The following is a 26040-nucleotide window of genomic DNA, read 5'->3' as shown; positions in this document are numbered from 1 at the left end:
AGCGATGGATCGATGAAAAAAGGGGAGCAAATCGCTCCCCCCAGGAGCGTTCTGACCCGATTGACTTTACATATGTCAACTTTTGACGGTGCCATGTCTTTCCGCACCACCGCCAGACTGCATCGGAACGACTCGGTGCTTTGCCTGACCATCACTGTGTCTTGGCGGCGGCGCTCGGGTCCCTTGCGTCGCCTGGCTGTGGCAGCGATCAGCTTCCCACGACCACCCCGCCATTGGGATGCAGCACCTGCCCGGTCATATAGCTGGAATCGTCGCACGCCAGGAACAGGAAGCACGGCGCAACCTCGTTGGGCTGACCGGGCCGACCCAGCGGCGTGGATTCGCCGAAGTGTTCCAGCTTTTCTTCGCTGGCGCCGCCGCACGGGTTGAGCGGGGTCCAGATCGGTCCCGGAGCCACGCCGTTCACGCGGATGCCCTTGTCTGCCAGATTCTGGCTCAGGCTGCGGGTGAACGCGGTGATCGCGCCCTTGGTGGAGGAATAATCGAGCAGTTCGTCTGCGCCCTTGTACATCGTCACCGAGGTGCAGTTGATGATCGCGGCGCCGGCCTTGAGATGCGGCATCGCCTCCTGCACCATATAGAACATGCCATAGACATTGGTCTGGAAAGTGCGCTGGAGCTGCTTGTCGGAGATGTCGTTGACCTCCTTGTCGGGGTGCTGCTCGCCCGCATTGTTGACCAGGATGTCGAGCCGCCCGAAGCTGCGCTGGGCCAGATCGACGATCTTGCGGCAATGCTCGCGGTCGCCGATATCGCCTGCGATGGTGACGGCCCTGGCGCCTTCGGACTCGACCATGCGCGCGGTGTCCTGCGCGTCCTCATCCTCTTCAAGGTGCGAGATGACGACGTTGGCCCCTTCGCGCGCGAACAGCACCGCGACCGCACGGCCAATGCCGCTGTCACCGCCGGTGATGATCGCGACCTTGTTCTTGAGCCGGCCGGATCCGGGATAGCGCGGCTGCCATTCGGGCTTGGGGTCCAGCTCTGCTTCCAGCCCGGGCAGCTGGCCTTCTTGAAGTTTCGATATCGTCTCGGTCATCGGGCCATCCTTGTATTCGGCGGTGGGGCGCGCGTGGCGCGGCAGGCGGCATCGGCGGGCCTGCCACCCATGCTACCTTCAGGCCCGCCGCAGGTTGCCGGCTACGCGATCAGGCGCGCGGATACGCCGTTGGAGCGATGACGTCGGTGTTGCGGCGCCGTGCGCGCGGCATGGTATTGGTGCGCGGTGCAGGCAGCGCCAGGCTGATCAGCGCACCGATCACGGGCACACCCATGATCCAGAGCGGCAACAGCGCCATTCCGAAAATCGAGGTCATATGCAGTACTCCATTCGGGGGCCGGAGCGGGGCATCCGCACCGGACAGGCCAAGGCTGGAGGGAGTGGGCGGCGCGCCCCATAACATGGGTCAATCCACGGCAGTTTTAAAAGCGGGCCAGCGGCTCACTTATGTAAGATCGCGCGCCGACGCGCTGCGATAGGGTCCAAGGTGTTCCACAGTCGCGCGCCGTCCGTTCGGTCCGAGCGGCGGCCCCTTGGAGTTTGCCATGCCCGATAACACACCTCGCCCCTCGCCCGACGCCTCGCCAGGCAAGCAGCCACGCGACGACATGGAGGCATTGACCGGCAAAGGCGGCGCGGGCGAATCCGGGGGAGGCGCCTATCCCAATCCACACACCGGCAAGGAGGCACGCGGAGAAAAGCGCGGGTTTGTCGAAGGTGGCCAGAGCGACAACCGCTATTTCGGGCCGCGCCACGCCGCCGCGAACGCTGCCAAGAAGGCAGACAGGGACGACCTGGCCAAAGAGTCGGACCGGGATGCCAACAAGACCGACACCTGATCCTGCAGCGCGGCAAAAACTGAAAGGACGGTTTCGATCGTTTCACGACAATATGACCCTGAGCCCATCATCCCGGTACGAGTTTCGCTGCTGGCCCGATGCGACCAGCCGCGCGCCACCGCTGCAGACGCCGCTCGGCCTTACGGTGCCGGATAGGCGGACCGATGTGTATTGCGTGGTTCCAGGGCGGACCGACGTGCTGTGCAAGCTGCGCGGCGGCGAACGCCTGCAGATCAAGACCCTGCTATCGCGCACGCTGCGTGTCGAATGCTGGGATATGGCCCTCGATTCATGCTTCCCGCTCGGCGATGATGCCCGGAATAAGGCCAGCCTGCTGCTGGACATCCCGCCAGACGCTATCGCCCCCGACAGCGCGGCCGCGTTTATGCAGCGCCTCGAACAGGCAGGTGAGCTGCGGATCATCGCAATGCACAAGGCCCGGCGGCAATCAACGATCCACGACATCAAGCTGGAGGCCACTCTGGCGCGGGTCGAACAAGCCATCCGCTGGACGATCGCGCTCGAAGGCCCCGATGCTGACGCGCTGAATGCACGGGTGCGCAACCTGGGCCTCGACGGTCTGCCGAACCGGTCTTACGCGCCTTGGCTCGCGGATCTGGCCCGGCGATCAGCCTGAAGGGGCCGCACGCGTGAGTTGGCCGGCATGCCTGCGGTCATTGCCATTGCGCCGACCGCCGGTCGACCTGCGGCGCGGGTTGTTCGCGTGCGACCTGCTGGCACGCCACCAGATCGACCATCCGGGCAAAGTCAGCTTGCGATATCGGCTTTTCGAAGCGCTCCACCTCGCGGAAGCTGCTGTCGATGCCCTCGTCGCCATAGCCGGTGCAGAACAGAAACGGGACACCATCGTCGCGCAACCGTTCGGCGAGCGGAAACACCATCGTTCCGCGCAGATTGATATCGAGAATGACAAAATCCATCGGCGGAGCGGATTCATACAGCGCCAGCGCGCTTTCCAGGGTCGCGGCAGGGCCGACCACCTGCGCGCCGGCGGTGCTCAGCCGGCGCACGAAATCGTCGGCGATCAGATAATCGTCTTCCACCAGAAAAACGCGGCGCCCGTGCAGGGGTCGGTTCAACATCGACTGCTCCGAAAATTGAACGAACACACAGGGCCGCGCAGCTATGCGTTGCCCCATGGGCAACATACTCGCGGCATGTGCGTTGGTTCCCCATTGCGCCGAAAGGGAGTCTTTGCGTTGGTACCGCACATAACCCACAAATTGCGCGGGTTTGAAGAGTTGGAAGAGCCCGCTGAGCAATGGCTGGCAGAGGTCGCCAGCCGCAATCTGCGCGACGTGAGGCCCAAGGTGGACCTTTTGCGCCAGGGCGACTGCACCGGCCCGATGCACATCCTGATCGAGGGCTGGGCCATTCGCTACAAGACGCTCGAGGATGGGCGGCGCCAGATCCTTTCGGTGCTGCTTCCCGGCGACCTTTTCGACATCAACGGTTTCATGGCCAGCTCGATGGACCACAGTATCGCCGCCCTCACCGGGGTGACGCTGGCCAGGCTCGACAATGATTTTCTCGACACCGCACGCCGCGAACATGCCGCCCTCGAAAAGGCGCTGTGGTGCGATATCCATGTGACTGCCGCGATCCAGCGGGAGTGGTCGACCTCTCTGGGGCAGCGCACCGCCCGCGAGCGCATGGCCCATCTGCTGTGCGAACTGTACATCCGCCAACGTCAGGTAGAGCTCGCCGACGGCGGCCGTTGTCCCTTTCCCCTGACCCAGATCGAACTCGCCGAAGCGCTGGGCATGACCCCGGTCTATGTCAACCGGACGCTGCAGGACTTGCGCCGCGAGGGGCTTGTCCAGCTCGAGCACAAGATGCTGACGATCTTCGATCTGGCTCAGCTGAAGCGCGTTGCCCTGTTCGACAGCGGCTATCTCAAGATTTGCGACGACGACGGCGGCGCATCAGCTGAAAAGGAAAGTGATTATGCCTTCTAGCTGGTCAGGGCCGCTGCAGTCGCTTCATCAGGTGATCGAAACCTTGCCGCTTCTGGTCTGGCGCGCACGGCGCGACGGCGCATGGCTGTGGGCCAGTCCGCAATGGCAGGATTTCACCGGCCAGGCGGAAGCGGACTATCTGGGGGATGGCTGGCTGCAGGCTGTCCACCCCGATGACCGGCAAGCGGCGCAGACCGCCTGGCGCTCCGCTGCGGATCGTCAGACCTTCGAGGTCGAATTTCGCGTGCTCAACAGCCGCGAGCAGCGGTATTATTGGCACAAGACCCGCGCCGGACCGGTGATCGACGAATCCGGCACGATCCTCGAATGGCTGGGGACCTCGACCGATATCGACGATCTCAAGCGGCTGCGCGAACAGGAGCACAGCCTGCTGGCTGAACTGCAGCACCGCGTGCGCAACATGCTGGGCGTGGTGCGCGCGCTGGCGCGTCGGACGGCGGACCACAGCGATACGATGGACGGATTTCTGCTCAAGTTCGAGGGGCGCATCAACGCCTTTGCGCGCACCCAGGCGCTCTCGACCCATTCGCCCACCGGTCTGGTCAACCTGCGCGAGATCGTGTTCGACGAGTTGATGCTGCATCATTTGCAGGATGAAAGCCAGGTCAGGGTCGACGGGCCCGATGTGATGCTGGGGATCAAGGGTTCCAACCTGCTGGGACTGGCGGTCCACGAACTGGCCAGCCATCTGGTCGCAAACGGCCGCACCGAAGATGGGCCATTTTCGCTGGCGGTCAGCTGGGGTATCGAAAACGGCTCTGGCCAGACATCGAACGCCCCTGTGCTACGGTTCACCTGGGTGGCTCGAGCCAGCGGTCTGGCCGAGACGGGCGCCAGGCTCGACAGCCTGGCACACGACCTGCTGCATTCGGCATTGCGCTATGAGCTCGACGCCGAAACCAGCAGCGAGCTCGGGCCGACGGGCCTGGCGTTCGAGGTCAGGATCCCGCTGGCCCGCGTGCAGGACCGCACCAGCTGATATCGCCCGTGGCCCACCTAAATCCGCGCAAAGCCAACCTATGTAATCATCGGGGCCTGTTGCCGGCCCTACACCGGATGCCGACACGGTGCCTTGCCACCCCACCCCCCGACGAGCCTTGAGGCGCCGTGTCATCACCCCGGTGTCAACCTTGCGCCATTCAGGGTCTCTTCACGCCAGGGCGCGACAGGCTCAGCCGTCTGCGATCCCCGCGCGCGAGGGCTTTGAGCGAGCCCAGACGAGAACAAGACCCGCTGCTCCGAACAGCGCGCACAGCGCGTGGATCGTCCAGAACGCGAAGGTGGGAAGCGAACTGAACTGGCTGGCGAGGGCGGTGCTGACAAGCCCGCCGAAAAACAGCGACAGATAGAAACCCGCCATCGCTGTGGCTTTGAACTGTCTGGCGCTCGATTGCCCGAACATCGCCATGACCGCCGGCAGGACATTGGCCAGTCCAAGGCTGTTGAGCAACTGAAAGCCCAGCCCCCACACCACCGGCACCCCCGCCCGGCCGTGTACCGCTGCGGCCAGCACAAGGCAGGCGACGCCGGCGACAACCAGCACGGCACCTGTGACGGCCTTGGCAGCGGCATCGACGCGGCCATGCTGGCGCTCGGTGCGGGCCCAGAAAACCCCCGAAATGCCAAGCGCGAACAGGCTGAGCAGGCCATCTGCGGCGATCATCCAGCTTGCCGGAAAGCGCCAATCGCCCAGCGACAGGATAAAACCGGTGTCGGCCCAGAGCAGATAGGCGTTGGTGATCTGGAAGTTGGTGACGCAGAGCAGGGCGATGCTGGCGCCAAGAATGGCAAGGGTCCAGACATGGCCGGGTGCTCGTGCTGCCAGCGTCTCTTGCGGCCCCGCGGTCATCGCATCCTGGCGCTGGTCTTCGGCGAAGTTGCGCCAGTAGATGATCAGCCCGACAAGCATCGCCGCACACGCCAGGCCAAAGCCTGCATGCCAGTGGATGCGCTCGCCCGTGGTTCCGATGATCAGCGGCGCCACCAATCCGGCAAGGTTTATCGCGATATAGAAGAGCCTGAAGCCCTCCACCCTGGCGCTGTCGCCGGGCCGGTACAGGCCGCTCAGCCGGGCTGCCACCGGGCCCTTGAAGAAGCCCGAACCCAAGGCGATCGCGACCAGCGCAGGCAGCAATGCCGCCTCGATGATCAGCAAGCCATGGCCCGCCGCCATCATCATGCCCCCGGCCAGCACCGCCCGGTGCTGGCCGATCACGCGATCGGCGGCGAGGGCGCCGATGACCGGAGCGATCGCGGCGAGTGAAACGAAAAGCCCCGTGACGACAGAGGCAAGGGCCACACCCTGCGCTCCGGTCAGGTGGCTCAGATCGGCGAGCAACCAGATATCGGCGCCGCCGCGTCCTTGCGAGAGGGTGGCCGCGAGATACAGCGCCAGCAGGCTTTGCAGCCCGTAATAGGCGATCCGCTCGAAACCCACGCTGGCACACAGGCTGACAAGGCCCGGGGGCACGGCAGCACGCTGGATCATCGGCGGATGGTCATGCCCGGGCCGCAGAACCGCTTTGCCACGATTTGCGAACATTGCCCGGCGTCTCGCCGAACCAGTTGCGGAAGGAGCGGCCAAAGCTCGACATGTCGGTAAAGCCCAGCAACCGCGCGGTTTCGGCCAGCGAAATCGAGCAATCCGCGATCAGCAGCAACGCTTTGGCCCTTCGTTCCTGCTCCACCAGACCATGAAAGCTGGTGCCATGCCGCGCCAGCAGGCGCACCATCGTCCGGCTGGATATGTCGAGCGCGAGCGATATCTGCTTGAGCCTGGGCACGCGGTGCTCGCGCGCCAGCATGTCCGCGATCGCGATCCGCACCTTGGCCACGTCGTCCGGTTCGCCCATGAGCGTTTGCAGCGCCGCCGTCTTGGTTTGCGCGACGGCCCAAAGCTGGGGGTCATAATCGGGGTTTGCGGTGGCTTGCCAGCCGGCGGGAAAGCTCAGGCGCTCGGCGCCGTCCGAGGGCCTGATCTGGCATTGGAACCCGGCCAGCACCGCTTGCGCTTCGGGCAATTCGCAAAGCCGCGTTTCAAGCACCATCTCGCCAGCGTCGGAACAGGCCAGGGCTTCGATCGCACGATAGATCAACGCCAGCCCGGTCATCGAGGAGAACTGGAACAGCGGTCCCATCGGCCATGGCGGTGACATGCTGATCGTGATGTGGCTGTCCGTCTCCTCAAGCTCGATGGTCAAAAAGAGGTTCTGCGCGGCGATCGCTCTGACAATCGTGCGCAAGGCGCTGCCCAGATCGGGCGCGTGCAACAACGATAGAACGCCCGTGGTGCCCATGATCGGTCTGGGTGCGGCCAAGATCCTTTGGGCCAGCGCATAGCCATCGGCGTTGTCGATGATGTTGCCGATGATGATCAGGTCGTCTGCGAGCGTCACCGTTCGCGGCAGGGGACCTGACCCTTCGAGGCTGGTGCCGTCCCGCATCCAATCGGGCCAGCCGAGCCACTGGCCGAAATGCAGGGTGGTCGCAGTGGGGATCTCCAGACCGGCCTTTGTCCCGAGCAGGCTGATGGCGATCTGGGCATCTTCGCGGCCCGAAGCTGCGGTACCTGCTGTTGCCCGGACCGTGGAGTTGAGTTGTCGCCGATCGAATTCAACAGACATATGGTGGCGCCCCCCGTGTCGGGCGTCGCAGTCCGACGACATCGTTCTACCTCAAATGGAACCCCAATAAAAACAAAATGCTGCTTCTTGCGCGGGGCTGGCTTTGACTCTGCATTGGCGTCATTTGTCCACAAGTTGGCGATGATTGACCATGGCAGATGCTTGCTGCGTGCCGCAAGATGACCCCCCCAGGGCCGGACTCGCCGCGCAGTCATAGTCCCGGCCCGAAGCGCGACAGGAGAGGCTTGCAATGGCAATATGGCAGATACCGGGCTACCCGACCGCCGCGCTGATCGGGCTAGTGGCGGCCGGTCTTGCGCTGGCGGGATGTGGTGCACCGTCGTCGGACCCGGCCCCGCAGGACCCCGGCGCAAATCAGCAACCGGCATTCGCCTGGCCGGCCAGCCTCCCGGTCTTCGGCGATGGCTTCCCGGCTGCGGGCGCAGCATGCCGGCGGATCGGCGAGTCCCCCGAGACGGTGAATTTTCTCGACGACAGCGCCTCGCTTGTCGGCTGTCCGAGCGCAGACGAAGCGGCGCGGCTGGGCGGCACGATCCTCAAGACGGTCGACGGCGTCGTCCTGGTGTCGGTTCCCAATTCCCCGCAGCCGATCCCGGGGGACGGAGACGGGCAGGGCGATGCCAAGGTCGCTGGCACCGATTATGACGCCACCGCCCAGCTTCGCTGCGCCGGCTATCGCGGCATGAAGGCGACGATGTGCGACGCCGGGGTCAAGCGCAATCAGGAGGATGGCCAGACTTTGGTCTTCATCGACTGGCCCGATGGCGTGAACAGCCGCATGCTGATCTTCGACAGGGCCGGCAAGATCCTCACCGCCAACACCAACGAGGCCGACGGCTCGTCGAAATTCGAGGTGCTTGGCAAGCGCGAGGGCGACACCACCGTCGTGACCATCGGACCCGAGCGCTACGAGGTGCCCGATGTGTTCATCAGGGGCGACTGATCGATGGTCCTGGCCGGTGATGCGGGGGTCACACCATGGATTTCATGAGGCTGTTCAAATCGCTCGAAGAGCTGCTCTACGAGGTCATGGTGATGCTGGTGTTCTTCCCGCGCACCTTGTGGCTCACCGTTCGCTATCCCCAGCGCATGATGGACTATGCCGACACCGAATTGGGCGATGTCCAGTCCGAACAGTACAAGGATACGCTGAGCCCGCCGCTGTTCCTGATGATGTGCCTGCTGATCAGCCATCTGTTCGAGCGGGCAGAACCCGCGCAGGCGACCAGTCTTTTGCCGGACTTCCTCAACGACACGCAGAACCTGCTGATCTTCCGCGTGTTCATCTTCAGCCTGTTTCCGCTGATCATGGCCCTGCGCCTGCTCCAGAAGCTCAGGATCGGTCTCGACCGCGATACGCTCAAGCCGATCTTCTACAGCCAGTGCTTCGTCACCGCCCCCATCGCGATGAGCTTCGGGATATCCCGGTCGGTCAGCCATGCCAGCTTCGACGGTGCGACAACGCTCGCATCGGTTCTCTTCGTCCTGTTGATCGGCTGGTATCTGGCGCAGCAGACCTTGTGGTTCCGCACCAAGCTCCAGACCAGCCTCGCCCGAGGTTTCGGCAATGCGCTGGTTGCAGCGTTCGTGGCCCAGGTCCTGATCGTCGTCGCTGCGGTCGTGGTGCTGCTGGCAGGCCAATCGCAATGATCGCATGACAGCCCCCTTCGCCCGCCTTGCGCTCGCGCTGCTGGTGGTCGCCATCTGGGCGGCGATCACGCTGGGATCGACGATGCTGGTGCAGTCGTCGACCATCTCGCTGCAGGAGCTGATCACCCGGGGCCTGGCCTGGGGGGTCGCGGCCGCGGCGCTGTTCCTCGTCGCCGCCACCTGGCTTGCCGGCTGGCGCGACCTGGGTTTCCGCAAGCCCCGGCCGATGTCCTCGCTCAGGCTGCTGTGGCTGCCTGTGCTGTACCTGCTGGCGCTGGGTGCCACTGGCGCGCTGGCCGGCCGGCTGGGCATGAGCGCGATCATTATGGTCGCGATCAACACCGCGCTGGTCGGGTTCAGCGAGGAGCTCGCCTTTCGCGGCGTGCTGTGGGGCGCGGCGCGCAAGGCGCTGTCGTTCTGGCCAGGCTTCCTGCTGGTGTCCGCCGCGTTCGGATCGGTGCACATCTTCAACGCCCTGATCACCGGAGAGCTCAGCGGAGCCGGGGTTCAGGCGCTCAACGCGTTCATGAGCGGCTGTGCCTATCTCGCGATCCGCATCCGCACGCGGTCGATCATTCCGATCATGATCATCCACGCCACCTGGGACTTCGTCGTTTTCCTGACCGGCAGCGGAGCAGACCCTGCACCTGCCCCGCCCGATGCCTGGATGAGCCAGCTCATGTTCGGCCTGATGCTCACCGGCCCGCTGTTTCTCTACGGCCTGTGGCTGGTCCGCAACGAGCAGGTGCGCGCCGGATGGCGCGACGACAGCTACGATCCAACCCATCCCAAACAAGGAGAGATGCGATGACGTTTTGGCGTAACCTACCCGCAGCCGCGCTGGCACTGTCGGCGGTCGCGGTGCCGATGGCAGTTATCGCCCAGGCACCGATGCCCAAGCCCGAACGGGTGCAGTTCGCCAAAGGCACGTCGTCCAAGGCGATCAAGGGCACGATCAAGGGCGACCAGTCGCGCAGCTTCGTGGTCAATCTGCGCGCTGGCCAGACAATCTCGGTCAAGCTGGTCTCCAGCAATGCGTCGGCAAACTTCAAAGTCACCGCACCCGGTGCGCAGCAGGCGATGTTCATCGGGTCGATATCGGGCAACGCGATGCAGGACGTCGTGCCTTCGTCGGGCGACTACAAGATCGACCTCTTCCTGATGCGCAATGCCGCACGGCGGAACGAAAGCGCCACCTTCACGATCACCATCGGCGCCACAGGCTGAGGCGTGACCGGGAAGGGGGGCATCGGCGTGGCGCAAAATGCCCAGCCGGTGGCAACAAATGTCCAATGGCGGCGGCGATCCGATGTGGCAAACTTGCCGGGCAATGCCGACTGTCGTGAGAGGGTGAGGAGAGGGAATGATGATCAAGCAGGCAAAAGCCCTGACCGCCGCCGTGCTGTCAGCAGCGATGGTGCTGAGCCCCGTGGCCGCTGGAGCGCAGGCCCCCGGATCGGTGCGCGATCTGGTGGGCGCACGCGCCGCCGGTGGCGAAGATCAGCTCGAGTATCGCGGCTTTCATCGCATTTCCGGGCACACCGAAGACGACAGCAAGATCAATTACTGGTGGAACGGCAACACCAAGGAGTGCGTCAAGGCGGTCACCTATGATGGCCGCTTCCAGTCGCTGGACAAGACGACCAATGCCGATTGCAACCAGAAGGGCGGCAATGGCGACAAGGCCGCGGCCATTGCTGTCGGTGCGGTCGCGCTGCTCGGGATTGCAGCGCTCGCCAGCAAGTCGCACCATCGCGGCGACCGGGACTATGACGAGCGCGGCACCGCGGATTTCGAGCGTGGCCATCGCGATGGGCTCTACAACCAGCCCTATCACAATTATTCGCGCAGCGACGCGTACTCGAGCGGCTATGACTCCGGGGTGCGCGAACGCGCCAACCAGACCAGCTATCGCGGCGGAAACAGCTATGGCGGTGGCTACAGCGCCTATGTCGAGTTCAACGACCTGCAGGGGCGGGAGCGCGACTTTGCCACCGGGCAGCTTTCGAGCCGCGGCTTTGCACAGCTGGACAACAAGCGCACCGATACCGGCCGCTACATGACCTATTGGCGCGCCGCTTCGCGGCAGTGCCTGATCTTGAATTCGCGCAACGGCTATGTCGTGTCGCTCGAAAGCGTGTCGGCGCGCACCTGCCGCGATTGAGCGGAGCGACACACCGGTCGGCGGGGCGTGATTGAGAAGGGGGAACCACATGACCATGGCAAAATGGGCTCTGGCAGGGGCGCTCGCGGCAAGCCTGGCACTACCGGCAGCGGCGACGGCGCGCGATCATCACCGCCACCGTGACCGCGACAGGGCCACAGGCGCCGCGATCGGGCTTGCGATTGTCGGCATCGCGGCTGCGGCCTCCGCCAACCGCCGCAACCGGCAAGACAATCGCAGCTATTACGATCGCGATGATTATCGTGGCGGCTGGGGCGATACCTACAACGCCGCCAAGAACGTCCTGTGCTATCGCAGCCAGCGGCAATGCTATCGCAAGGGCTATTATTCGGCCGAATGGACCAGCCGCGAGTTCGGCTATGATCCCTACAATCGGGGGTATTGAGCCATGAAGACCCACACGATTCTCGGCGGACTGCTCGCACCGGCAGTCCTTGTGCTGATCGGCGGATGTTCCGAAGGCCCCGCACCCAAGGCGGAGGCCGCGGCAACCGGTCCCGATGACCTCGCCCATATGGATCTGACGGTGTCCAAAGCCTATGGCGCCGCCATGGAAAAGGCGGGGCTCGACGAAGGGCAGCGCAATGTCGTCCAGGCGATGGCGCACCAGCAGGCGGTCGCGGTCATCTGCGCGGGCTTTACCGTCAACAAGGCGCGCTTCGAAGACGAAATGAACATCATCTATTACGACGACAAGGGCAAGATGCTCGAGGTCGACTCCGAGGCGCTGCACCTGCGCGAGCGGCAGGTGATGATGGGCTTCGGCATGATGTTCGGCGCGCAACTGGCAATCGCCGCCAGCGATGAACAGGCGTTTTGCGAGCATGCCGATGTCGAGCGCAATGCAGGCGATGCCAAGCATCTGATCCTGGAACCGCGCAAGACTGGCTGAAGGCCATAATCCGCGCACGATCAGGGCCGGGCAAGGGGGTTTTCGACGACTGGGGGGCGATATGAGGGAGCTTTCGGCCGAGTTCTTTGGCACATTCTGGCTGGTTTTCGGGGGCTGTGGTTCGGCCATCCTGGCAGCGGCTTTTCCTGATCTGGGCATCGGCTTTGCAGGCGTGTCGCTCGCCTTCGGCCTGACCGTGCTGACCATGGCCTATGCGGTCGGCGGCATATCGGGCGGACACTTCAACCCCGCGGTCTCGCTGGGTCTGGCGCTGGCCGATCGTTTTGCCTGGAAAGATCTGGTGCCCTACTGGATCGCGCAGGTTGCAGGCGCGGTCGTTGCGGGCGGGGCGCTGTATGCCATCGCCTCTGGCAAGCCGGGCTTCGAACCCGGCGGCTTTGCCTCCAACGGTTTTGGCGATCTGTCGCCCGGTGGCTACGCCATCCAGGCGGCGCTGCTGATCGAGGTGATCTGTACCGCAGGGTTCCTGATCGTGATCCTGGGGTCGACCTCGAAGGCCGCGCCCGCGGGCTTCGCGCCCATCGCCATCGGGCTGGCGCTGACGCTCATCCACCTGATCTCGATCCCGGTGACCAACACCTCGGTCAACCCGGCGCGTTCGACCGGGGCGGCACTGTTCGCGCAGACCGGCGCGCTGTCCCAACTGTGGCTGTTCTGGCTGGCGCCGCTGATCGGCGCCGCCATCGGCGCGCTGATCTGGAAAATCGTGCTGATGCCGGGTGAAGGTGTCGAGGCCATCGGCGGCGAGGAGAGTGATGCGACCTAGTCCGTCGCTTGTCGTCCGCGCGGACAGGGCCTTGCGATCGCTCATGATCGACGGCGGACTTTGCGCCGATTTCAACCCGTCCGACATAATCTGGGAACGCTGATATGGAAAACCTTCCCTCCAGACCGCCCATGTGGCTGCAGGGTCTGCAGTGGCCGCCGGTGCGGCTGGCGATGATCGGCTTCGTCATGCTGATGATGCTCATGCAGAGCAACACGTTCATGGTGCAGGCCAAGGGCCAACCGCTGCTCCAGATCGCGATCGTAATCGCCTGGGCTGCGCTCGGCTTCGCGGTGTATTGCGGCTATGTCCGCTATGTCGAACGAAGGCCGGTGACCGAGCTGGGACTTGCCGGCATGACGCGCGAGCTTGGCATCGGCCTTGCGATCGGCGCGGGGCTCTACACCGGATGCGTGCTGATCCTCATGGTGATGGGCATCTACCGCATCGACGGGTTCAATCCGTTGGCCTTCATGCTGCCTGCGGTGGCGATGGCATTGAGCTCGGGGATTTTCGAGGAGCTGCTGTTTCGCGGGGTGCTGTTCCGGATCGTCGAGGAATGGCTGGGAAGCTGGGTCTCGTTGATCGCGTCGTCGGTCGTGTTCGGAATGGTCCACTTGGCCAATCCCGACGCGACACTGACCGGCGCGATCTTCATCAGCGTCGAGGCCGGGCTGCTGCTGGCGGCCGCCTATATGCTGACCCGCCGGCTGTGGATGAGCATGGGCTTCCACATGGCATGGAACTACACCCAGTCGGCGATATTCTCCGGGATCGTGTCGGGGGGTGTCAGCGACCCGGGCCTCATCCGGCCGACCATCGAGGGTCCCGATGCGCTTACCGGCGGCAGCTTTGGCCTCGAGGCATCGCTGATCGCGTTCCTGCTGTGCACCACCACCGGTATCGTCCTGCTGATCATGGCGGCGCGGCGCGGACATATCGTGCTGCCATCGTGGCAGCGACAACGTGCCGGGATCGCGAGCGCTGACGGGCAGCAGGTCCGCGAGAACCGTCCGAACTAGGCCGCTGGTTGCAGATCTGCCCAGAAAGCCGCATCCAGCCGGGCGTTCGGCAAGCCCCGCAAGGCTCCGACACGTCCGCGGCACGATCAGCCATATCTAGAAGATCAGGGACAAAATCCCGATGATGACCAGAAGTCCGACCAGGAAGATGATGCCCACTGCGCTGCCCAGAAATTTCAACATAAATTCGCCTTTCGTTTGATCTCTCAACGGTCGCTGGCAACGAGCGTTCCCGGGAAACTCCGCCAGCCGGGCGCCGGGCTCGCCCCCGCCGTCGCTGCAGCGGCAATCGGAGCGCAACGCGGGTGCAGGCCACCCGTCGTCCGGGCAGCGCCACGGACTGCCGCGCTGACGGTTACCATCGCCTGTCATCCTTCATACCCTTTCTCCCACTTTCCCCGAAACGCAGGAGTCACCGTGAAAACCCTATTTCTAGCTTTATCCGCGCCGTTGATGATGGTGGGCACCGCGCACGCGCAGGAAACCCCGCCGGTCGAGCAGCAGGCTCCGAGCGCCGAAATTCCCGACAATGAAGTGTCCCGTTTCGCGCTTGCCGCGCTGGTCATCGAGCAGATCGCAGCCGATGAAACCATAGCCAAGGATCAGCAGCAGCTCGCCATGGCCGGCGCGATGCAGAAGATCGGCATGCAGCCGCAAAGGTTCAACCAGATCGCCGATGCCAGCCAGGGCGATCCGCAACTGCAACAGCGGATCCAGGCTGCAGCGCAGCAGCACATCGATGCGGCCAGGCAGGCACAGCCCGCCAAGTAACCTGTACCCCTTTGCGCTGCGCGCTGGCGCCGTTTGCTCGCAAGCCTTGCTGCGACCAAACGGCGCACGCCCATCCGCAAGCGGCCTAAATCCGAAATGTAGCCTCATCAGCAGGTGTTCGTCCGAGCCTCAGCCGAAGGCAGCGCCGCCGCTCCGATAGCCGGCGTGTTTTAATCTGATGATCGTACCGGGTGGGCCTTGGCCCAAAAGGCTGCAAAGCGCCGGATGCAAAGGCTCGGTGCCGGTGCCTTGGATTAGCAGCAAGTGGCGGAGACGGAGGGATTCGAACCCTCGGTGGGAGTAATCCCCCCACGACGGTTTAGCAAACCGTTGGTTTCAGCCACTCACCCACGTCTCCGCATGGCACGCACCTTGATGCGAGCAAGCCCCTGCCTGGGGGCCGGTCGATTGGCCAGAGCGCGCTATAGCGGGGGGTGGGCCGGGGATCAACTGGATAGTTGCGCGGTTTCGCAAGATCGCCAAACGGCCGGCGCAACCGCCTGAAATGGCCGATTTTCGGCATTCCGACGCGTGCAGGACTCGAGTCACCGTGTCCTCGACTCGGGTCATCGCCGGTTCATTGTGCCCGGCCCACAAATGCGGGATTCGTTAACCACGTGCATCAGCGGGAGGCAAAGTATGCGATCGGGGCTATTCAAGCATATTCTGGCGGCCGCCGGGGTGTTGACCATGGCGTTGGGGGGACCTGTCGCAGGACCGGCCCTGGCGCAACTCACCACCATCGACCCCAATGACGCGATCGATTCGGACCTGGCGCCAGCGCGCCCCTCGCCCGATGCTCACGCCACCGACCTGCCGCTCGACGGGGGCTATGACTATGGCACCCCGGATGCGGGAGCGTATAACGCTCCTGCCGCCGCGCCGCCGCCCGCGACCCCGCCTCAGCCGGGGTTCAATGCGCCGTCGGCCTTCGAAGAACCCTCGGGCACGGCCGCCAATGGCTATCAGCGGGACGACCTGATCGGCGCGGCAGAAGGCGTGTTCGGCAAGGGCGCCGAAGGGTTGGCTGGCCTGATCGAGGATATCCTGCGCAAGCAGGGCGAGCCCAATGGCTATATCGTCGGACGCGAAGCGTCGGGCGCGTTCGTGGTCGGCCTGCGCTATGGCTCGGGCACGCTGCACCATAAGGTCGAGGGCGAGCGGCCGGTCTACTGGACGGGGCCCTCGATCGGCTTCGATGCCGGCGCCAATGCCGGCAACACCTTCGTGCTGGTCTACAATCTGTATGACAGCGAGGACCTCTACAAGCGCTTTGGCGCCGGCGAGGGCGCGGCCTATCTGGTCGGCGGATTCCACACCAGCTATCTCAGGCGCGGCGATGTGGTGCTGATCCCGGTGCGTCTGGGGCTGGGCCTCAGGCTGGGCATCAACGCGGGCTATATGAAGTTCACCCGCAAGCGCAATTTTGTTCCCTTCTGATGACGGCGCAGACCGTCATCACCGTGTCTTAGCCCGCAGGGTCGCACCGCCGCTAAGGGCGTCGAAAGGCCGGTTGTCGCGACAAAGCGGCAACCGGCCTTTTTGCCTTGCCCCGACGCGCCGCTGGCGGCATGGAGACACGCGCATTTTCCTGATGCCGGACGCTGGCATTTCGGCAACAATCTTGTGAACCTTTGGGGGATACCATCGTGCTCGAACAACTCAAGGCGCAGCCGGCCGATGCGCTGCTCGCGCTGATCAAGCTTTACGCCGCCGACAGCCGGCCCGAAAAGATCGACCTGGGCGTGGGCGTCTATCGCACCGCCGATGGCGCGACCCCGGTGTTCGCCGCGATCAAGGCAGCCGAGGCGCGGCTGCTCGATTCGCAGGACTCCAAGAGCTATCTCGGCCCCGAAGGCGATATGGGCTTCGTGCGCGCGATCATGCCGTGGATGCTGGGCGGTTTCGATCCCGCCGGGCGCATCGACGGGCTGCAGACCCCGGGCGGCACCGGTGCGGTGCGGCTTGCGGCGGATCTACTGCTCAAGGCAGGGGTCAAGCGGATCTGGATGGGTACGCCGAGCTGGCCCAACCATGTGCAGATCCTCAATGCGGTGGGCCTGGCCTGCGAGACCTTCCGTCATCTCGACGTCGCGACCCAGCGGCTCGATTTCAACGCGCTCGAAGCCGCGCTCGACAAGGCCGAGGCGGGCGATGCGGTGCTGCTGCACGGCTGCTGCCACAACCCGACCGGCGCGGACTATAGCGAAACCCAGTGGGACGAGATCGCCGAAACGATCGCGGCCAAGCGGCTGTTCCCGCTGATCGACCTGGCCTATCATGGCCTGGGCCATGGGTTCGAGGCCGACGGCTATGGCCTGCGCGCGGTGCTCTCCAAGGTGCCCGAGGCGCTGATCGCCTATAGCTGCGACAAGAATTTCGGCCTGTATCGCGAGCGCGTCGGCGCGCTGTACGTGATGACCGAAAGCCCGGCGCAACAGGCGGCGGTGCAATCCAACCTTGCTTCGCTGGCGCGCGCCAACTGGTCGATGCCGCCCGATCACGGCGCAGCATCGGTGCGGATCGTGCTTGAGGACGAGGGCCTGACCAAGATCTGGCTGAACGAGCTGGAATCGATGCGCGACCGGATGCGCAGCGTGCGCGATGCACTGGCGGCGCACCGGGAAATCGGATCGGTCAACCTTGCCGCCGTCGGCCAGCAGAACGGTCTGTTCTCGGTGCTGCAGCTCAGCCCCGAACAGATCGCCGCGCTGCGCGCCGATTATGGGGTGTACATGGCGGGATCGGGCCGGATCAACATCGCCGGCTTCACCGACGCCAACATCCCGCACTTCATCGACGGCCTGCGCGCGGTCACCGCCTGAGAGCAACCGCGCCGGTCAGCCGGTCGGACGGTCAGCCGACCAGATCGGTCAGCGTGTCGACGGTCAGCACCTGTGGCAGAATGACGGGGTCGCTGCCGGGCTTGTACCACACATACAGCGGTACGCCCGAGCGGCCCTGCGCCTCGAGATAGCGGCTGATCTCGGCGTCGCGCCGGGTCCAGTCGCCCTCCAGTACCACCACGCCCGCCTGCTTGAAGGCGGCTGCGGTGGCGTTGCGCTGGATTGCCGCGGCCTCGTTGGCCTTGCAGGTGATGCACCAGTCGGCGGTGAAATAGGCGAAGACCGGGGTGCCTGCCGCACGCAGCTCGGTGAGCTTCGCCTCGCTGAACGGCTGGGTGGGCAAGGTGGCGTCGGCAGAGCTTTCCCGGGCGGAGAGCGCGCCATCGGTGGGCAGCAGCGCGATCGCGGCGATGACGCTGGCGAGCGCGGGCACCATCGCCAGCCATCCGCTGCGCCCGCCCGCCTGCCGCGCGCCCAGCCACCACAACAGCAGCGCCAGCCCCATCGCGGCGGCCAAGCCCCACAGCACGCCGGTATTGCCGGTCTGCTGGCCGAGCAGCCAGACGAGCGCCAGCGCGGTCAGGAACATCGGCACCGCCATGATCCTGCGGAAGGTCGCCATCCACGCGCCCGGCCTAGGCAGGCGGCGGCGCAGCGCGGGGATGAAGCCGATCGCCAGGAACGGCAGCGCCAGGCCCAGTCCCAGCCCGGCAAACACCAGCAGCGCGGCGGGCACCGGCAGGATTAGCGCGCTGCCCATCGCGGCCGCCATGAACGGCGCGGTGCACGGCGTCGCGACGAATGCTGCGAGCGCGCCGGTCCAGAACGACCCCGATGCACCGCCTCTGGCAGCCAGGCCCGATCCTGCCGACAGGCTGGAGAATTCGAACAGGCCCGCCAGGTTGAAGGCGATCGCGGTGACCAGCAGCAACAGCGCGACGATGATCCGCGGATCCTGCAGCTGGAACGCCCAGCCGATCTGCTCGCCGCCCGCGCGCAGCGCCAGCAGCAGTCCGCCAAGGGTTACGCACACCAAGACGATGCCCGCGGTATACGCCAGTGCATCGCGCCGCGCCGCGCGCTCGTCGCCGCCCGCCTTGGCGAGGCTGATCGCCTTGAGGCTGAGGATCGGGAAGACGCAGGGCATGATGTTGAGCAGCAGCCCGCCGAGCAGCGCGCCGCCCAGGGCAGCGGCCAGCAGAGCGAGCATGTCGCCCGAAGGTGCTGCGGCGGGCGTGGCATCGATCCGTGTGCCACCGGGAGGCACGCCGCCCGGCTCGGCCACCAGTTCAAGCCCCAGATGCTCGCCGATGCGCAGCACGCCTTCCAGCGGTCCCGACAGAGACCCGCTCGCTTCGGTCTCGACGATCAGCCGGTCGCCATCGCGGAAGAACGCCTGGGGCGCGCGATAGCTGACGCCGAGGTCGGTGCTCGGGAAGAAATACGGGTCATCGACCGCGCCAGCGGCAGGATAGGGGATGGCGATGCGGATCGCCTTGCCGTCGATCTGATAGCGCGCCTGCGACCCCAATGGCGCGGGCAGGCGCTGGCGCCAGCCGTCGAACCGGGTGCGGTCGGCCTTGCTCACCGCGCCCTCGCCGACCGTCAGGCTGGTGGTCAGCGTCGCGCTTTCGGGAACGCAGATCTCGTCGGTGCACGCCAGCCAGTCGGCCTTGACCGATATCGGCAGGCGTGTGCCAGGGGCGAGGCCACGATCGAGGGTCAAGGTCACCAAAGGCGCATAGGCCCCTTCATAGACATAGTTCATCAGTCCGGCGATGATCAGCGTCTCGGGCACCGGGTAGCGCAGTTCCGCTGCGCTGACGCCGGACGGCAGGCTCCAGCTCAGGCTCATGCCCAGCCCCGCATCGCCGGGGTTCTGCCAGTATCCGTGCCAGCCGGGGGCAGGGCGCATCGCAAAGGCCAGATCGATCGTGCTGCCCGGTGCAGGCGAGGGGCTTTCGGCGACCAACTCTGCGGTGATGTTGCTGGGGCCGCGCTGCAGCGGTTGCGCGGACAGTCCGGTCGACGTGGCAAGCGGCACCAGGGTCAGCATCGCTGCCAGCAGATATGTCAGGACACGCATCGTCATCGGCCGGGGATGTAGTCGCTTTTGCCACATCCGCCAATGGCTCACAGGCATGCCCGGTCCGCCGCTGCGACCTTGCGGATGCAGGTGACACCGCCTAAGTCGAAGCATTCCCCAACCATCTGGCAGCATCATGACCCTATTGTTTATCTATGTCGGCAGCGCGCTCGGGATTTCGTTCCTGTGCTCGCTGCTCGAAGCCTCGCTGCTCACGATTACGCCATCGGCGATCCAGACCGGCAAGACCAACGGTGCCCGGTGGGCCAAGGGCATGGAAGTGCTCAAGCGCGACGTCGATCGCCCGCTGGCCGCGATCCTGACGCTCAACACCGTAGCCCACACGATGGGTGCGGCAGGGGCGGGCGCGGAATATGCGCGGCTGTTCGGCAATGCGACTCAGGCGATCTTTGCTGCCGCGCTGACCGTCGCGGTGCTGATCCTCACCGAGATCATCCCCAAGACCATCGGCGCGCGCTATGCTTTGCAACTCGCTCCGTTCGTCGGGCGGGTGCTGCCGGTGCTGATCCGCCTGCTCGCGCCTCTGGTGTGGTTCTCGCAGCAACTGACCCGCCTGATCACCTTCGGACAGGCCGCGCACGCGCCCAAGCATCGCGAGGAGCTGATGGCGGTCGCCCGGATGGGCAAGGATTCGGGCCAGCTCCACCGCCAGGAAAGCGAAGTGCTGCACAATCTGCTGCAGCTGTCCGAGGTCAAGACCTGGGATATCATGACCCCGCGCACGGTGGTGTTCGGCCTGCCCAGGACCACATCGCTGGGCGATTTCGTCGGCAAGGTTCGCGACAAGCCGTTTACCCGGATCCCGATCTCCGACAGCGATCCTGCCGATGTCATCGGCTTCGTGATCAAGGGTGAGGTGCTGATGCACATCATCGAAAACGGCGCGCAGTCTGCCGGAACGCTCGATACCCTGATCCGGCCGATGTCGAGCACGCTGGGCACGGTACCTGTGGACCGGCTGTTTCAGCGGTTCATCGAGGAGAACCATCACATCATGCTGGTGGTCGATGAATATGGCTCGGCGCAGGGCATCGTCACGCTCGAGGACGTGGTCGAGACCATCTTCGGCCTCGAGATCATCGACGAGGTCGACAAGATCCCCGACATGCAGGCCTATGCCCGCGACATGTGGAAGGCCCGGGCCAAGCGGATCGGTATCGATCAGCCGGCGGCGTGAGCCGTCAGCGCTGATCGTAGGGGCTAAGGCCTTTGCCAAGGCGGTTGTCGCCCAGCGCAATGGCATCGCGGCTCCAGTTGGCGACAAACCAGGTGTCGCGCACTACGCCGGGGGCGAGGCTCGCGCTGTTGTCGAAGATCTGCAGGCCCGCGGACGAATAGCTGCGGCCCTCGGCGGCGATGGCGATGAACGCCGACCAGTTTTCCTTGGCCTGGCCCTGCACGAAGATGTTGCGGGTGATCTCGCCGCTCGCGCCGCCGGGCAGGTCGATCATGTAGTTGCTGCCGTTGCCGTTGCTGTCGTCGAAGCTTGAATCGGTGATGCTGACCTGCGCGGCGCGGCTTTTGACGTAGTGCCCGCCCTGGCCTCTTTCGAAGCGCGAACGGGTGACGGTGAGCGAGCCGTAGTCGCCGATATAGAGCGAGTGCGCGCAATCCGATGCGCACAGGCCCAGCCCGGAGAACGTGCTCTTGTCGATGACGATGCGGCTGTTCCTGTCGATGGCGGAAAGGATGCCCTGCTGGCTGTCGCGGAACAGGCTGTTGACCACATTGAGGTCGCCGCGTTCCAGCCGGATGCCCGCACCATTCTCGTCGGGCACCGCGATGTTCTGGAAGATCAGCCCCTCGACCCGCGCGCTGCGTCCGCGCAGCACCAAGGTCGCCTTGCCCTCGCACACGCCGCCATCGAAGATCGCGCTGCCCGGTGTGATCGCGCGGTAGGTGATGTTGCCGGCTTCCTGCACCACGCAGTCGCGCCAGGTGCCCGGCTGGACCTCGATCGTGCCGTTGCCGTTGCCGATCCGCGATACCGCGTCGGCGAGCGAGCGATATTCCCTGCCGGTTTCTGCGATCCGATAGGGCAGGGGCCGGTTCTGCGCGGAGAGCGGAACCGCGATGCTGGCGACCAGCGCGGCAAGAAGGGCGATGCGAAGGATAATCATGCCGCCGACCATAGCACGGCGGCACGATGATGCCCGGATTTAGAGGGTTAACACGCCGGCCGTCCCGTCAGGGGACAGGGCCGGACGCATCCGTTACCGAAGTCGACATGCGCCTGCGGCCATAGACCAGATCGAACAGGGGCGATGCCATGAAGGTCGTGGCGATCGCCATGATCACCAGCATCGAGAACAGCGCCGGGCCGATGATCCCGCGCTGCAGCCCGATGTTGATGATGATCAGTTCCATCAGGCCGCGCGCGTTCATCAATGCGCCGATGGCCATGGCTGTGGCGTTGTCCTGCCCGGTGAGCCGCGCTGCGGCATAGCAGGCGACCCCCTTGGCGAGGATCGAGGCAGCCAGGATCCCCAGCGCAATCATCAGCAGTTCGGCGTTGTTGACCACGGTCAGCTGGGTGTTGAGGCCCGAATAAGCGAAGAACATCGGGATCAGCAGCACCATGATCACCGGTTCCAGCTGGCGCTGGGTATCGCTGGCCAGCACCCCGCGCGGCATGCAGATGCCCAGCACGAAGCCGCCAAACACCGCATGGATGCCGATATAATCCATCGCGAACGCAGCGAGCATGAACAGCACCAGCACCACCGCGAGCATCGAGTGCGTCACCTTGCCGTCGCGCTCGGCGATCCGGCCCAGCGGCGCGAGCAACCGGCGCCCGAAGAGCAGCATGAACGCGGCAAAGCTTGCCCCGCCGACGATCGCCTTGATGGCCACCAGCGGCCCGTCGCCGAAGCTTGCCAGCACGATCGCCAGCACCGTCCACGCTGCGGCATCGTCGATCGCACCGGCGGACAAGGTCAGGCTGCCCAGCCTGGTATCGGTGAGGCCGCGTTCGTGGATGATGCGCGCCAGCATCGGAAAGGCGGTGATCGCGATGCACGCGCCGAGGAACAGCGTTGCCTGAAACTGGCTGACGTCGCTTGCGAACAGGCCGGGCACCTGCTGCAGTATCGGCGCCAGCACCACCGCGACCAGAAACGGCGCCGCCATGCCGGCGAAGGATACCGCAGCCGCGCTGCCCATCTGCGATCGGAAATGGTCCGACCGGAATCCCAGCCCGACCAGGAACATGTAAAGCCCCACGCCCATCTGCGCGCAGACGAACAGCACATTCTTGGTGTCTGCGGGAAACAGCGCAGCCTGGACATCGGGCAGAACATAGCCGAACAGCGATGGCCCCAGCACCACGCCCGCGATCATCTCGCCCACCACCTGCGGCTGGCCCAGCCACCGGCGCGCGGCATAGCCGACGATGCGGCAGGTGGCGATGATCAGCGCCACCTGCACGAAAAAATACGCGCTGAGTTCCGATGGTGTCACGCGCTTGGGGCCCCCGACCGGCGCAGCGCCAATCCGGGCGGGATGTTGCGGCTTAAAGGCGCAGAGTCAATGTATCCGCGTCAATCGCTGGCGATCAGTCCAGATTGGGACGCAGCCAGCGCCGGGCGGTGTCCATATCGACCCCGCGCCGCCGTGCGTAATCGTTGAGCTGGTCCTCGCCGATCCGCGCGACGCCGAAATAGGCGGCATCGGGATGACCGAAGTAGAACCCGCTCACCGCTGCGGTCGGCAGCATGGCAAAGCTTTCGGTCAGCGTGATTCCGGTGGCATCGGTGGCCTTGAGCATCTCGAACAAGGCCGGCTTGGCGCTGTGATCGGGGCAGGCGGGATAGCCCGGTGCCGGGCGGATGCCGCGATACTGCTCCTTGATCAGCGCCTCGTTGGTGAGCTGCTCTCCCGCCGCATAGCCCCACAAGGTGGTGCGGACGTGCTGGTGCAGCCGCTCGGCAAAGGCTTCGGCGAGACGGTCGGCGAGCGCTTTGAGCAGGATGTCGTTGTAATCGTCGTGGTTGGCCTTGAAGCGCGCCAGGTGCTCGTCGATGCCATGCCCTGCGGTCACCGCAAAGCCGCCGATCCAGTCGCCGGCGGGATCGATGAAATCGGAAAGGCACATGTTCGCCCGGCCCTCGCGCTTGGCGATCTGCTGGCGCAGGAACGACATGCGGACTTCTTCGCCGCCGGCATGGATGAACACATCATCGCCATCGCGCTGGCACGGCCATAAGCCCACCACGCCCTTGGCGGTCAGCCATTTCTCGGCGATGATCTGGTCGAGCATCGCATTGGCATCAGCAAACAGCGATGTCGCGCTTTCGCCGACGATCTCGTCGGTGAGGATTGCGGGGTAATTGCCCGCAAGCTCCCACGCGCGGAAGAACGGTGTCCAGTCGATGCAATCGCGCAGGTCCGCAAGGTCCCAGTCTTCGAACACGTGGAGACCCGGCTGCGCGGGCGCGGGCGGCTTCTGGCTCATGTCGGCGACGAAGCCGTTGGCGCGCGCGACCTCGAGCGGCGACAGCTCGTTCTGGCCCTTGTTGGCGCGGGCGATACGCACCGCCTCGTACTCTTCGGCGACCTTGAGCACGAACGGATCCCGGTTGGTCTGGCTGACCAGGTTCGAGGCGACGCCGACCGCGCGGCTGGCATCGAGCACATGGATCACCGGGCCTTCATAGGCCGGTGCGATCCTGAGCGCGGTGTGGACCTTCGATGTGGTCGCCCCGCCGATCATCAGCGGCATCGTCATGCCCGCCTTCTGCATTTCCTCGGCCACGGTCACCATCTCGTCCAATGAGGGGGTGATCAGCCCCGACAGACCGATGATGTCGGCATTGTTGTCGTTCGCGGCCTTCAGGATATCGTGCCAGGCGACCATCACGCCAAGGTCAACGACCTCATAGCCGTTGCACTGCAGCACCACGCCGACGATGTTCTTGCCGATGTCGTGCACGTCGCCCTTGACCGTCGCCATGATGATCCGGCCCTTGCCTTTGGCGTTGGGGTCCTTCTCGGCCTCGATATAGGGGAACAGGTGGGCGACCGCCTTTTTCATGACGCGCGCGGATTTGACCACCTGCGGCAGGAACATCTTGCCCTCGCCGAACAGGTCGCCGACCACGTTCATGCCGTCCATCAGCGGGCCTTCGATGACCTCGATCGGGCGCGTGGCTTCGAGCCGGGCTTCCTCGGTATCCTCGACGATATGTGCGTCGATGCCCTTGACCAGAGCATATTCGAGCCGCTTGGTCACCGGCCAGCCGCGCCATTCGGCGGCCTGCTTTTCGGCGCGCTCGTCCTTGCCGCGGAAGGATTCCGCCAATGTGATCAGCCGCTCGGTCGAATCCTCGCGGCGGTCCCAGATGACGTCCTCGCACGCTTCGCGCAATTCGGGGTTGATGTCGTCATAGATGTCGAGTTGGCCGGCGTTGACGATGCCCATGTCCATCCCCGCCTTGATCGCGTGATAGAGGAACACGCTGTGCATCGCGCGGCGCACCGGCTCGTTGCCGCGGAAGCTGAACGACAGGTTGGAGACCCCGCCCGAGATATGGACGTGCGGGCAGCGCTGCTTGATCTCGGTGCACGCTTCGATGAAGTCGATCGCATAGCGGCGGTGCTCGTCGATGCCGGTGGCGACCGCGAAAATGTTGGGATCGAAGATGATGTCCTCGGGCGGGAAGCCGTTGGCGGTGAGCAATTTGTAGGCGCGCTCGCAGATCTCGACCTTGCGTTCCTTGGTATCGGCCTGGCCGACCTCGTCGAACGCCATGACGACCACGGCAGCGCCATAATCCATGCAGATCCGTGCGTGACGCAGGAACTCGGCCTCGCCTTCCTTCATGCTGATCGAATTGACGATCGGCTTGCCCGAAACGCACTTCAGACCTGCCTCGATCACCGACCATTTCGACGAATCGATCATGAACGGCACGCGCGCGATATCGGGCTCGGCGGCGATCAGCTTGAGAAAGCGGGTCATCGCGGCGTGCGCGTCGAGCAGGCCTTCGTCCATGTTGATATCGACGATCTGCGCGCCGCTTTCGACCTGCTGGCGCGCGACATCGACCGCCTCTTCATAGCGGTCTTCCATGATCAGCTTCTTGAACTTGGCCGATCCGGTGACGTTGGTGCGCTCGCCGATGTTGACGAACTGGGCCGTCGAAGGAGTGGAGGACTGGGTCATTTTTTCTCTCAAATTCCTCCCCCTGCGGGGGAGGGGGACCATGCGAAGCATGGTGGAGGGGTGTCACGCTATCGAGGGGGCGATACCCCTCCGTCTCGCCTGCGGCGATCCAC

General features: G+C 64.8%; 26 protein-coding genes and 1 tRNA gene. 17 read left to right on the top strand and 10 right to left on the bottom strand.

Features of this window, described 5'->3' with window-relative positions; translation table 11 throughout:
• Positions 1-208: 208 nt before the first annotated feature.
• Together QUV11_RS06795 and QUV11_RS06790 are read right to left on the bottom strand one after the other, a co-directional pair.
• Positions 209-1060, bottom strand: a complete 852-nt coding sequence (locus QUV11_RS06795) for a glucose 1-dehydrogenase (protein ID WP_300881217.1) — start codon at positions 1058-1060, stop codon at positions 209-211.
• A gap of 109 nt (positions 1061-1169) precedes the next feature.
• Entirely contained in the window at positions 1170-1337 is a 168-nt protein-coding gene (locus QUV11_RS06790) for a hypothetical protein (RefSeq protein WP_300881216.1), read from the bottom strand.
• 229 nt (positions 1338-1566) lie between these two features.
• On the opposite strand from QUV11_RS06790, the gene QUV11_RS06785 reads away from it, so the two are divergent.
• Both QUV11_RS06785 and QUV11_RS06780 read left to right on the top strand, forming a co-directional pair.
• Positions 1567-1860 carry a hypothetical protein gene (locus QUV11_RS06785; RefSeq protein WP_300881215.1) on the top strand — a complete coding sequence of 98 codons (294 nt, stop codon included), beginning with the start codon at positions 1567-1569 and terminating at the stop codon, positions 1858-1860.
• Positions 1861-1912: 52 nt separating this feature from the next.
• The gene (locus tag QUV11_RS06780) at positions 1913-2497 is read left to right on the top strand and encodes a hypothetical protein (protein ID WP_300881214.1); all 585 of its coding nucleotides are present in this window, start codon (positions 1913-1915) and stop codon (positions 2495-2497) included.
• A 37-nt stretch (positions 2498-2534) separates the two neighbouring features.
• Here the strand turns inward: QUV11_RS06780 and QUV11_RS06775 are convergent, their stop codons facing one another.
• The gene (locus QUV11_RS06775) at positions 2535-2963 is read right to left on the bottom strand and encodes a response regulator (protein WP_300881213.1); all 429 of its coding nucleotides are present in this window, start codon (positions 2961-2963) and stop codon (positions 2535-2537) included.
• A 117-nt stretch (positions 2964-3080) separates the two neighbouring features.
• On the opposite strand from QUV11_RS06775, the gene QUV11_RS06770 reads away from it, so the two are divergent.
• Both QUV11_RS06770 and QUV11_RS06765 read left to right on the top strand, forming a co-directional pair.
• Positions 3081-3839 carry a Crp/Fnr family transcriptional regulator gene (locus tag QUV11_RS06770; RefSeq protein ID WP_300881212.1) on the top strand — a complete coding sequence of 253 codons (759 nt, stop codon included), beginning with the start codon at positions 3081-3083 and terminating at the stop codon, positions 3837-3839.
• Positions 3829-4839, top strand: a complete 1011-nt coding sequence (locus QUV11_RS06765; protein ID WP_300881211.1) for an HWE histidine kinase domain-containing protein — start codon at positions 3829-3831, stop codon at positions 4837-4839. The genes QUV11_RS06770 and QUV11_RS06765 overlap by 11 nt, the downstream gene beginning before the upstream one ends.
• Positions 4840-5031: 192 nt before the next feature.
• Here QUV11_RS06765 and QUV11_RS06760 read toward each other — a convergent pair whose 3' ends face one another.
• A complete protein-coding gene (locus QUV11_RS06760; RefSeq protein WP_300881210.1) occupies positions 5032-6348 on the bottom strand; it encodes an MFS transporter in 1317 nt (438 codons plus the stop codon).
• 10 nt (positions 6349-6358) lie between these two features.
• On the bottom strand, positions 6359-7483 hold the full coding sequence (locus tag QUV11_RS06755; protein ID WP_300881209.1) for a helix-turn-helix transcriptional regulator: 1125 nt from the start codon (positions 7481-7483) through the stop codon (positions 6359-6361).
• Positions 7484-7733: 250 nt separating this feature from the next.
• Here QUV11_RS06755 and QUV11_RS06750 point away from each other — a divergent pair, with 250 nt between their 5' ends.
• From QUV11_RS06750 to QUV11_RS06705, 10 genes are all read left to right on the top strand, one after another.
• Positions 7734-8447 carry a hypothetical protein gene (locus QUV11_RS06750; RefSeq protein WP_300881208.1) on the top strand — a complete coding sequence of 238 codons (714 nt, stop codon included), beginning with the start codon at positions 7734-7736 and terminating at the stop codon, positions 8445-8447.
• Between the two features lie 35 nt (positions 8448-8482).
• Positions 8483-9154 (top strand): hypothetical protein, encoded by a 672-nt coding sequence (locus QUV11_RS06745; protein WP_300881207.1) that lies wholly within the window; start codon positions 8483-8485, stop codon positions 9152-9154.
• A gap of 4 nt (positions 9155-9158) precedes the next feature.
• Positions 9159-9965, top strand: coding sequence for a CPBP family intramembrane glutamic endopeptidase (locus QUV11_RS06740; protein ID WP_300881206.1), 807 nt, complete (start codon positions 9159-9161; stop codon positions 9963-9965).
• Positions 9962-10381, top strand: coding sequence for a hypothetical protein (locus QUV11_RS06735; protein WP_300881205.1), 420 nt, complete (start codon positions 9962-9964; stop codon positions 10379-10381). Before QUV11_RS06740 ends, QUV11_RS06735 begins: the two co-directional genes overlap by 4 nt.
• Before the next feature lie 139 nt (positions 10382-10520).
• Positions 10521-11318, top strand: a complete 798-nt coding sequence (locus QUV11_RS06730) for a hypothetical protein (protein WP_300881204.1) — start codon at positions 10521-10523, stop codon at positions 11316-11318.
• A gap of 49 nt (positions 11319-11367) precedes the next feature.
• Positions 11368-11724: a hypothetical protein gene (locus tag QUV11_RS06725; protein ID WP_300881203.1), complete on the top strand. Its 357-nt coding sequence runs from the start codon at positions 11368-11370 to the stop codon at positions 11722-11724.
• A 3-nt stretch (positions 11725-11727) separates the two neighbouring features.
• Positions 11728-12231 (top strand): hypothetical protein, encoded by a 504-nt coding sequence (locus tag QUV11_RS06720; protein ID WP_300881202.1) that lies wholly within the window; start codon positions 11728-11730, stop codon positions 12229-12231.
• Between the two features lie 61 nt (positions 12232-12292).
• Entirely contained in the window at positions 12293-13018 is a 726-nt protein-coding gene (aqpZ, locus tag QUV11_RS06715; protein ID WP_300881201.1) for an aquaporin Z, read from the top strand.
• A gap of 104 nt (positions 13019-13122) precedes the next feature.
• Positions 13123-14040, top strand: coding sequence for a CPBP family intramembrane glutamic endopeptidase (locus QUV11_RS06710; protein WP_300881200.1), 918 nt, complete (start codon positions 13123-13125; stop codon positions 14038-14040).
• Between the two features lie 417 nt (positions 14041-14457).
• Entirely contained in the window at positions 14458-14811 is a 354-nt protein-coding gene (locus QUV11_RS06705; protein WP_300881199.1) for a DUF4168 domain-containing protein, read from the top strand.
• Positions 14812-15076: 265 nt separating this feature from the next.
• On the opposite strand, the gene QUV11_RS06700 is transcribed toward QUV11_RS06705, so the two are convergent.
• Positions 15077-15169 (bottom strand) — tRNA-Ser (locus QUV11_RS06700).
• Between the two features lie 281 nt (positions 15170-15450).
• Here QUV11_RS06700 and QUV11_RS06695 point away from each other — a divergent pair.
• Positions 15451-16251, top strand: a complete 801-nt coding sequence (locus tag QUV11_RS06695) for a DUF1134 domain-containing protein (protein ID WP_300881198.1) — start codon at positions 15451-15453, stop codon at positions 16249-16251.
• Positions 16252-16460: 209 nt separating this feature from the next.
• Positions 16461-17636: an amino acid aminotransferase gene (locus QUV11_RS06690; protein WP_300881197.1), complete on the top strand. Its 1176-nt coding sequence runs from the start codon at positions 16461-16463 to the stop codon at positions 17634-17636.
• Between the two features lie 31 nt (positions 17637-17667).
• Here QUV11_RS06690 and QUV11_RS06685 read toward each other — a convergent pair whose 3' ends face one another.
• Complete coding sequence (locus QUV11_RS06685) at positions 17668-19743, bottom strand: protein-disulfide reductase DsbD (protein WP_300881196.1); 2076 nt, start codon at positions 19741-19743, stop codon at positions 17668-17670.
• A gap of 136 nt (positions 19744-19879) precedes the next feature.
• On the opposite strand from QUV11_RS06685, the gene QUV11_RS06680 reads away from it, so the two are divergent.
• On the top strand, positions 19880-20941 hold the full coding sequence (locus QUV11_RS06680; protein ID WP_300881195.1) for a CNNM domain-containing protein: 1062 nt from the start codon (positions 19880-19882) through the stop codon (positions 20939-20941).
• Between the two features lie 4 nt (positions 20942-20945).
• Here the strand turns inward: QUV11_RS06680 and QUV11_RS06675 are convergent, their stop codons facing one another.
• The 3 genes from QUV11_RS06675 to metH all read right to left on the bottom strand — a co-directional run bounded on the left by QUV11_RS06675 (position 20946) and on the right by metH (position 25927).
• Positions 20946-21884 (bottom strand): right-handed parallel beta-helix repeat-containing protein, encoded by a 939-nt coding sequence (locus QUV11_RS06675; RefSeq protein WP_300881194.1) that lies wholly within the window; start codon positions 21882-21884, stop codon positions 20946-20948.
• 67 nt (positions 21885-21951) lie between these two features.
• Positions 21952-23223, bottom strand: coding sequence for a cation:proton antiporter (locus QUV11_RS06670; RefSeq protein ID WP_300881193.1), 1272 nt, complete (start codon positions 23221-23223; stop codon positions 21952-21954).
• Between the two features lie 94 nt (positions 23224-23317).
• A complete protein-coding gene (gene metH, locus QUV11_RS06665) occupies positions 23318-25927 on the bottom strand; it encodes a methionine synthase (protein WP_300881192.1) in 2610 nt (869 codons plus the stop codon).
• Between the last annotated feature and the right edge of the window lie 113 nt (positions 25928-26040).

This window comes from Blastomonas sp. (genome assembly GCF_030373265.1).
Lineage (GTDB): Bacteria > Pseudomonadota > Alphaproteobacteria > Sphingomonadales > Sphingomonadaceae > Blastomonas.
Note: the sequence above shows the minus strand (reverse complement) of the source record. Positions and strands in the feature narration are given on the sequence as shown.

Bases quoted from the DNA above. Each gene is read 5' to 3' on its own strand.
- QUV11_RS06785 (WP_300881215.1), top strand. From the start codon at position 1,567: ATGCCCGATAACACACCTCGCCCCTCGCCCGACGCCTCGCCAGGCAAG.
- aqpZ (WP_300881201.1), top strand. From the start codon at position 12,293: ATGAGGGAGCTTTCGGCCGAGTTCTTTGGCACATTCTGGCTGGTTTTC.
- QUV11_RS06760 (WP_300881210.1), bottom strand. From the start codon at position 6,348: ATGATCCAGCGTGCTGCCGTGCCCCCGGGCCTTGTCAGCCTGTGTGCC.
- metH (WP_300881192.1), bottom strand. From the start codon at position 25,927: ATGACCCAGTCCTCCACTCCTTCGACGGCCCAGTTCGTCAACATCGGC.
- QUV11_RS06680 (WP_300881195.1), top strand. From the start codon at position 19,880: ATGACCCTATTGTTTATCTATGTCGGCAGCGCGCTCGGGATTTCGTTC.
- QUV11_RS06750 (WP_300881208.1), top strand. From the start codon at position 7,734: ATGGCAATATGGCAGATACCGGGCTACCCGACCGCCGCGCTGATCGGG.
- QUV11_RS06790 (WP_300881216.1), bottom strand. From the start codon at position 1,337: ATGACCTCGATTTTCGGAATGGCGCTGTTGCCGCTCTGGATCATGGGT.
- QUV11_RS06730 (WP_300881204.1), top strand. From the start codon at position 10,521: ATGATCAAGCAGGCAAAAGCCCTGACCGCCGCCGTGCTGTCAGCAGCG.
- QUV11_RS06675 (WP_300881194.1), bottom strand. From the start codon at position 21,884: ATGATTATCCTTCGCATCGCCCTTCTTGCCGCGCTGGTCGCCAGCATC.
- QUV11_RS06745 (WP_300881207.1), top strand. From the start codon at position 8,483: ATGGATTTCATGAGGCTGTTCAAATCGCTCGAAGAGCTGCTCTACGAG.
- QUV11_RS06710 (WP_300881200.1), top strand. From the start codon at position 13,123: ATGGAAAACCTTCCCTCCAGACCGCCCATGTGGCTGCAGGGTCTGCAG.
- QUV11_RS06685 (WP_300881196.1), bottom strand. From the start codon at position 19,743: ATGCGTGTCCTGACATATCTGCTGGCAGCGATGCTGACCCTGGTGCCG.
- QUV11_RS06775 (WP_300881213.1), bottom strand. From the start codon at position 2,963: ATGTTGAACCGACCCCTGCACGGGCGCCGCGTTTTTCTGGTGGAAGAC.
- QUV11_RS06780 (WP_300881214.1), top strand. From the start codon at position 1,913: ATGACCCTGAGCCCATCATCCCGGTACGAGTTTCGCTGCTGGCCCGAT.
- QUV11_RS06755 (WP_300881209.1), bottom strand. From the start codon at position 7,483: ATGTCTGTTGAATTCGATCGGCGACAACTCAACTCCACGGTCCGGGCA.
- QUV11_RS06720 (WP_300881202.1), top strand. From the start codon at position 11,728: ATGAAGACCCACACGATTCTCGGCGGACTGCTCGCACCGGCAGTCCTT.
- QUV11_RS06795 (WP_300881217.1), bottom strand. From the start codon at position 1,060: ATGACCGAGACGATATCGAAACTTCAAGAAGGCCAGCTGCCCGGGCTG.
- QUV11_RS06740 (WP_300881206.1), top strand. From the start codon at position 9,159: ATGACAGCCCCCTTCGCCCGCCTTGCGCTCGCGCTGCTGGTGGTCGCC.
- QUV11_RS06735 (WP_300881205.1), top strand. From the start codon at position 9,962: ATGACGTTTTGGCGTAACCTACCCGCAGCCGCGCTGGCACTGTCGGCG.
- QUV11_RS06765 (WP_300881211.1), top strand. From the start codon at position 3,829: ATGCCTTCTAGCTGGTCAGGGCCGCTGCAGTCGCTTCATCAGGTGATC.
- QUV11_RS06695 (WP_300881198.1), top strand. From the start codon at position 15,451: ATGCGATCGGGGCTATTCAAGCATATTCTGGCGGCCGCCGGGGTGTTG.
- QUV11_RS06725 (WP_300881203.1), top strand. From the start codon at position 11,368: ATGACCATGGCAAAATGGGCTCTGGCAGGGGCGCTCGCGGCAAGCCTG.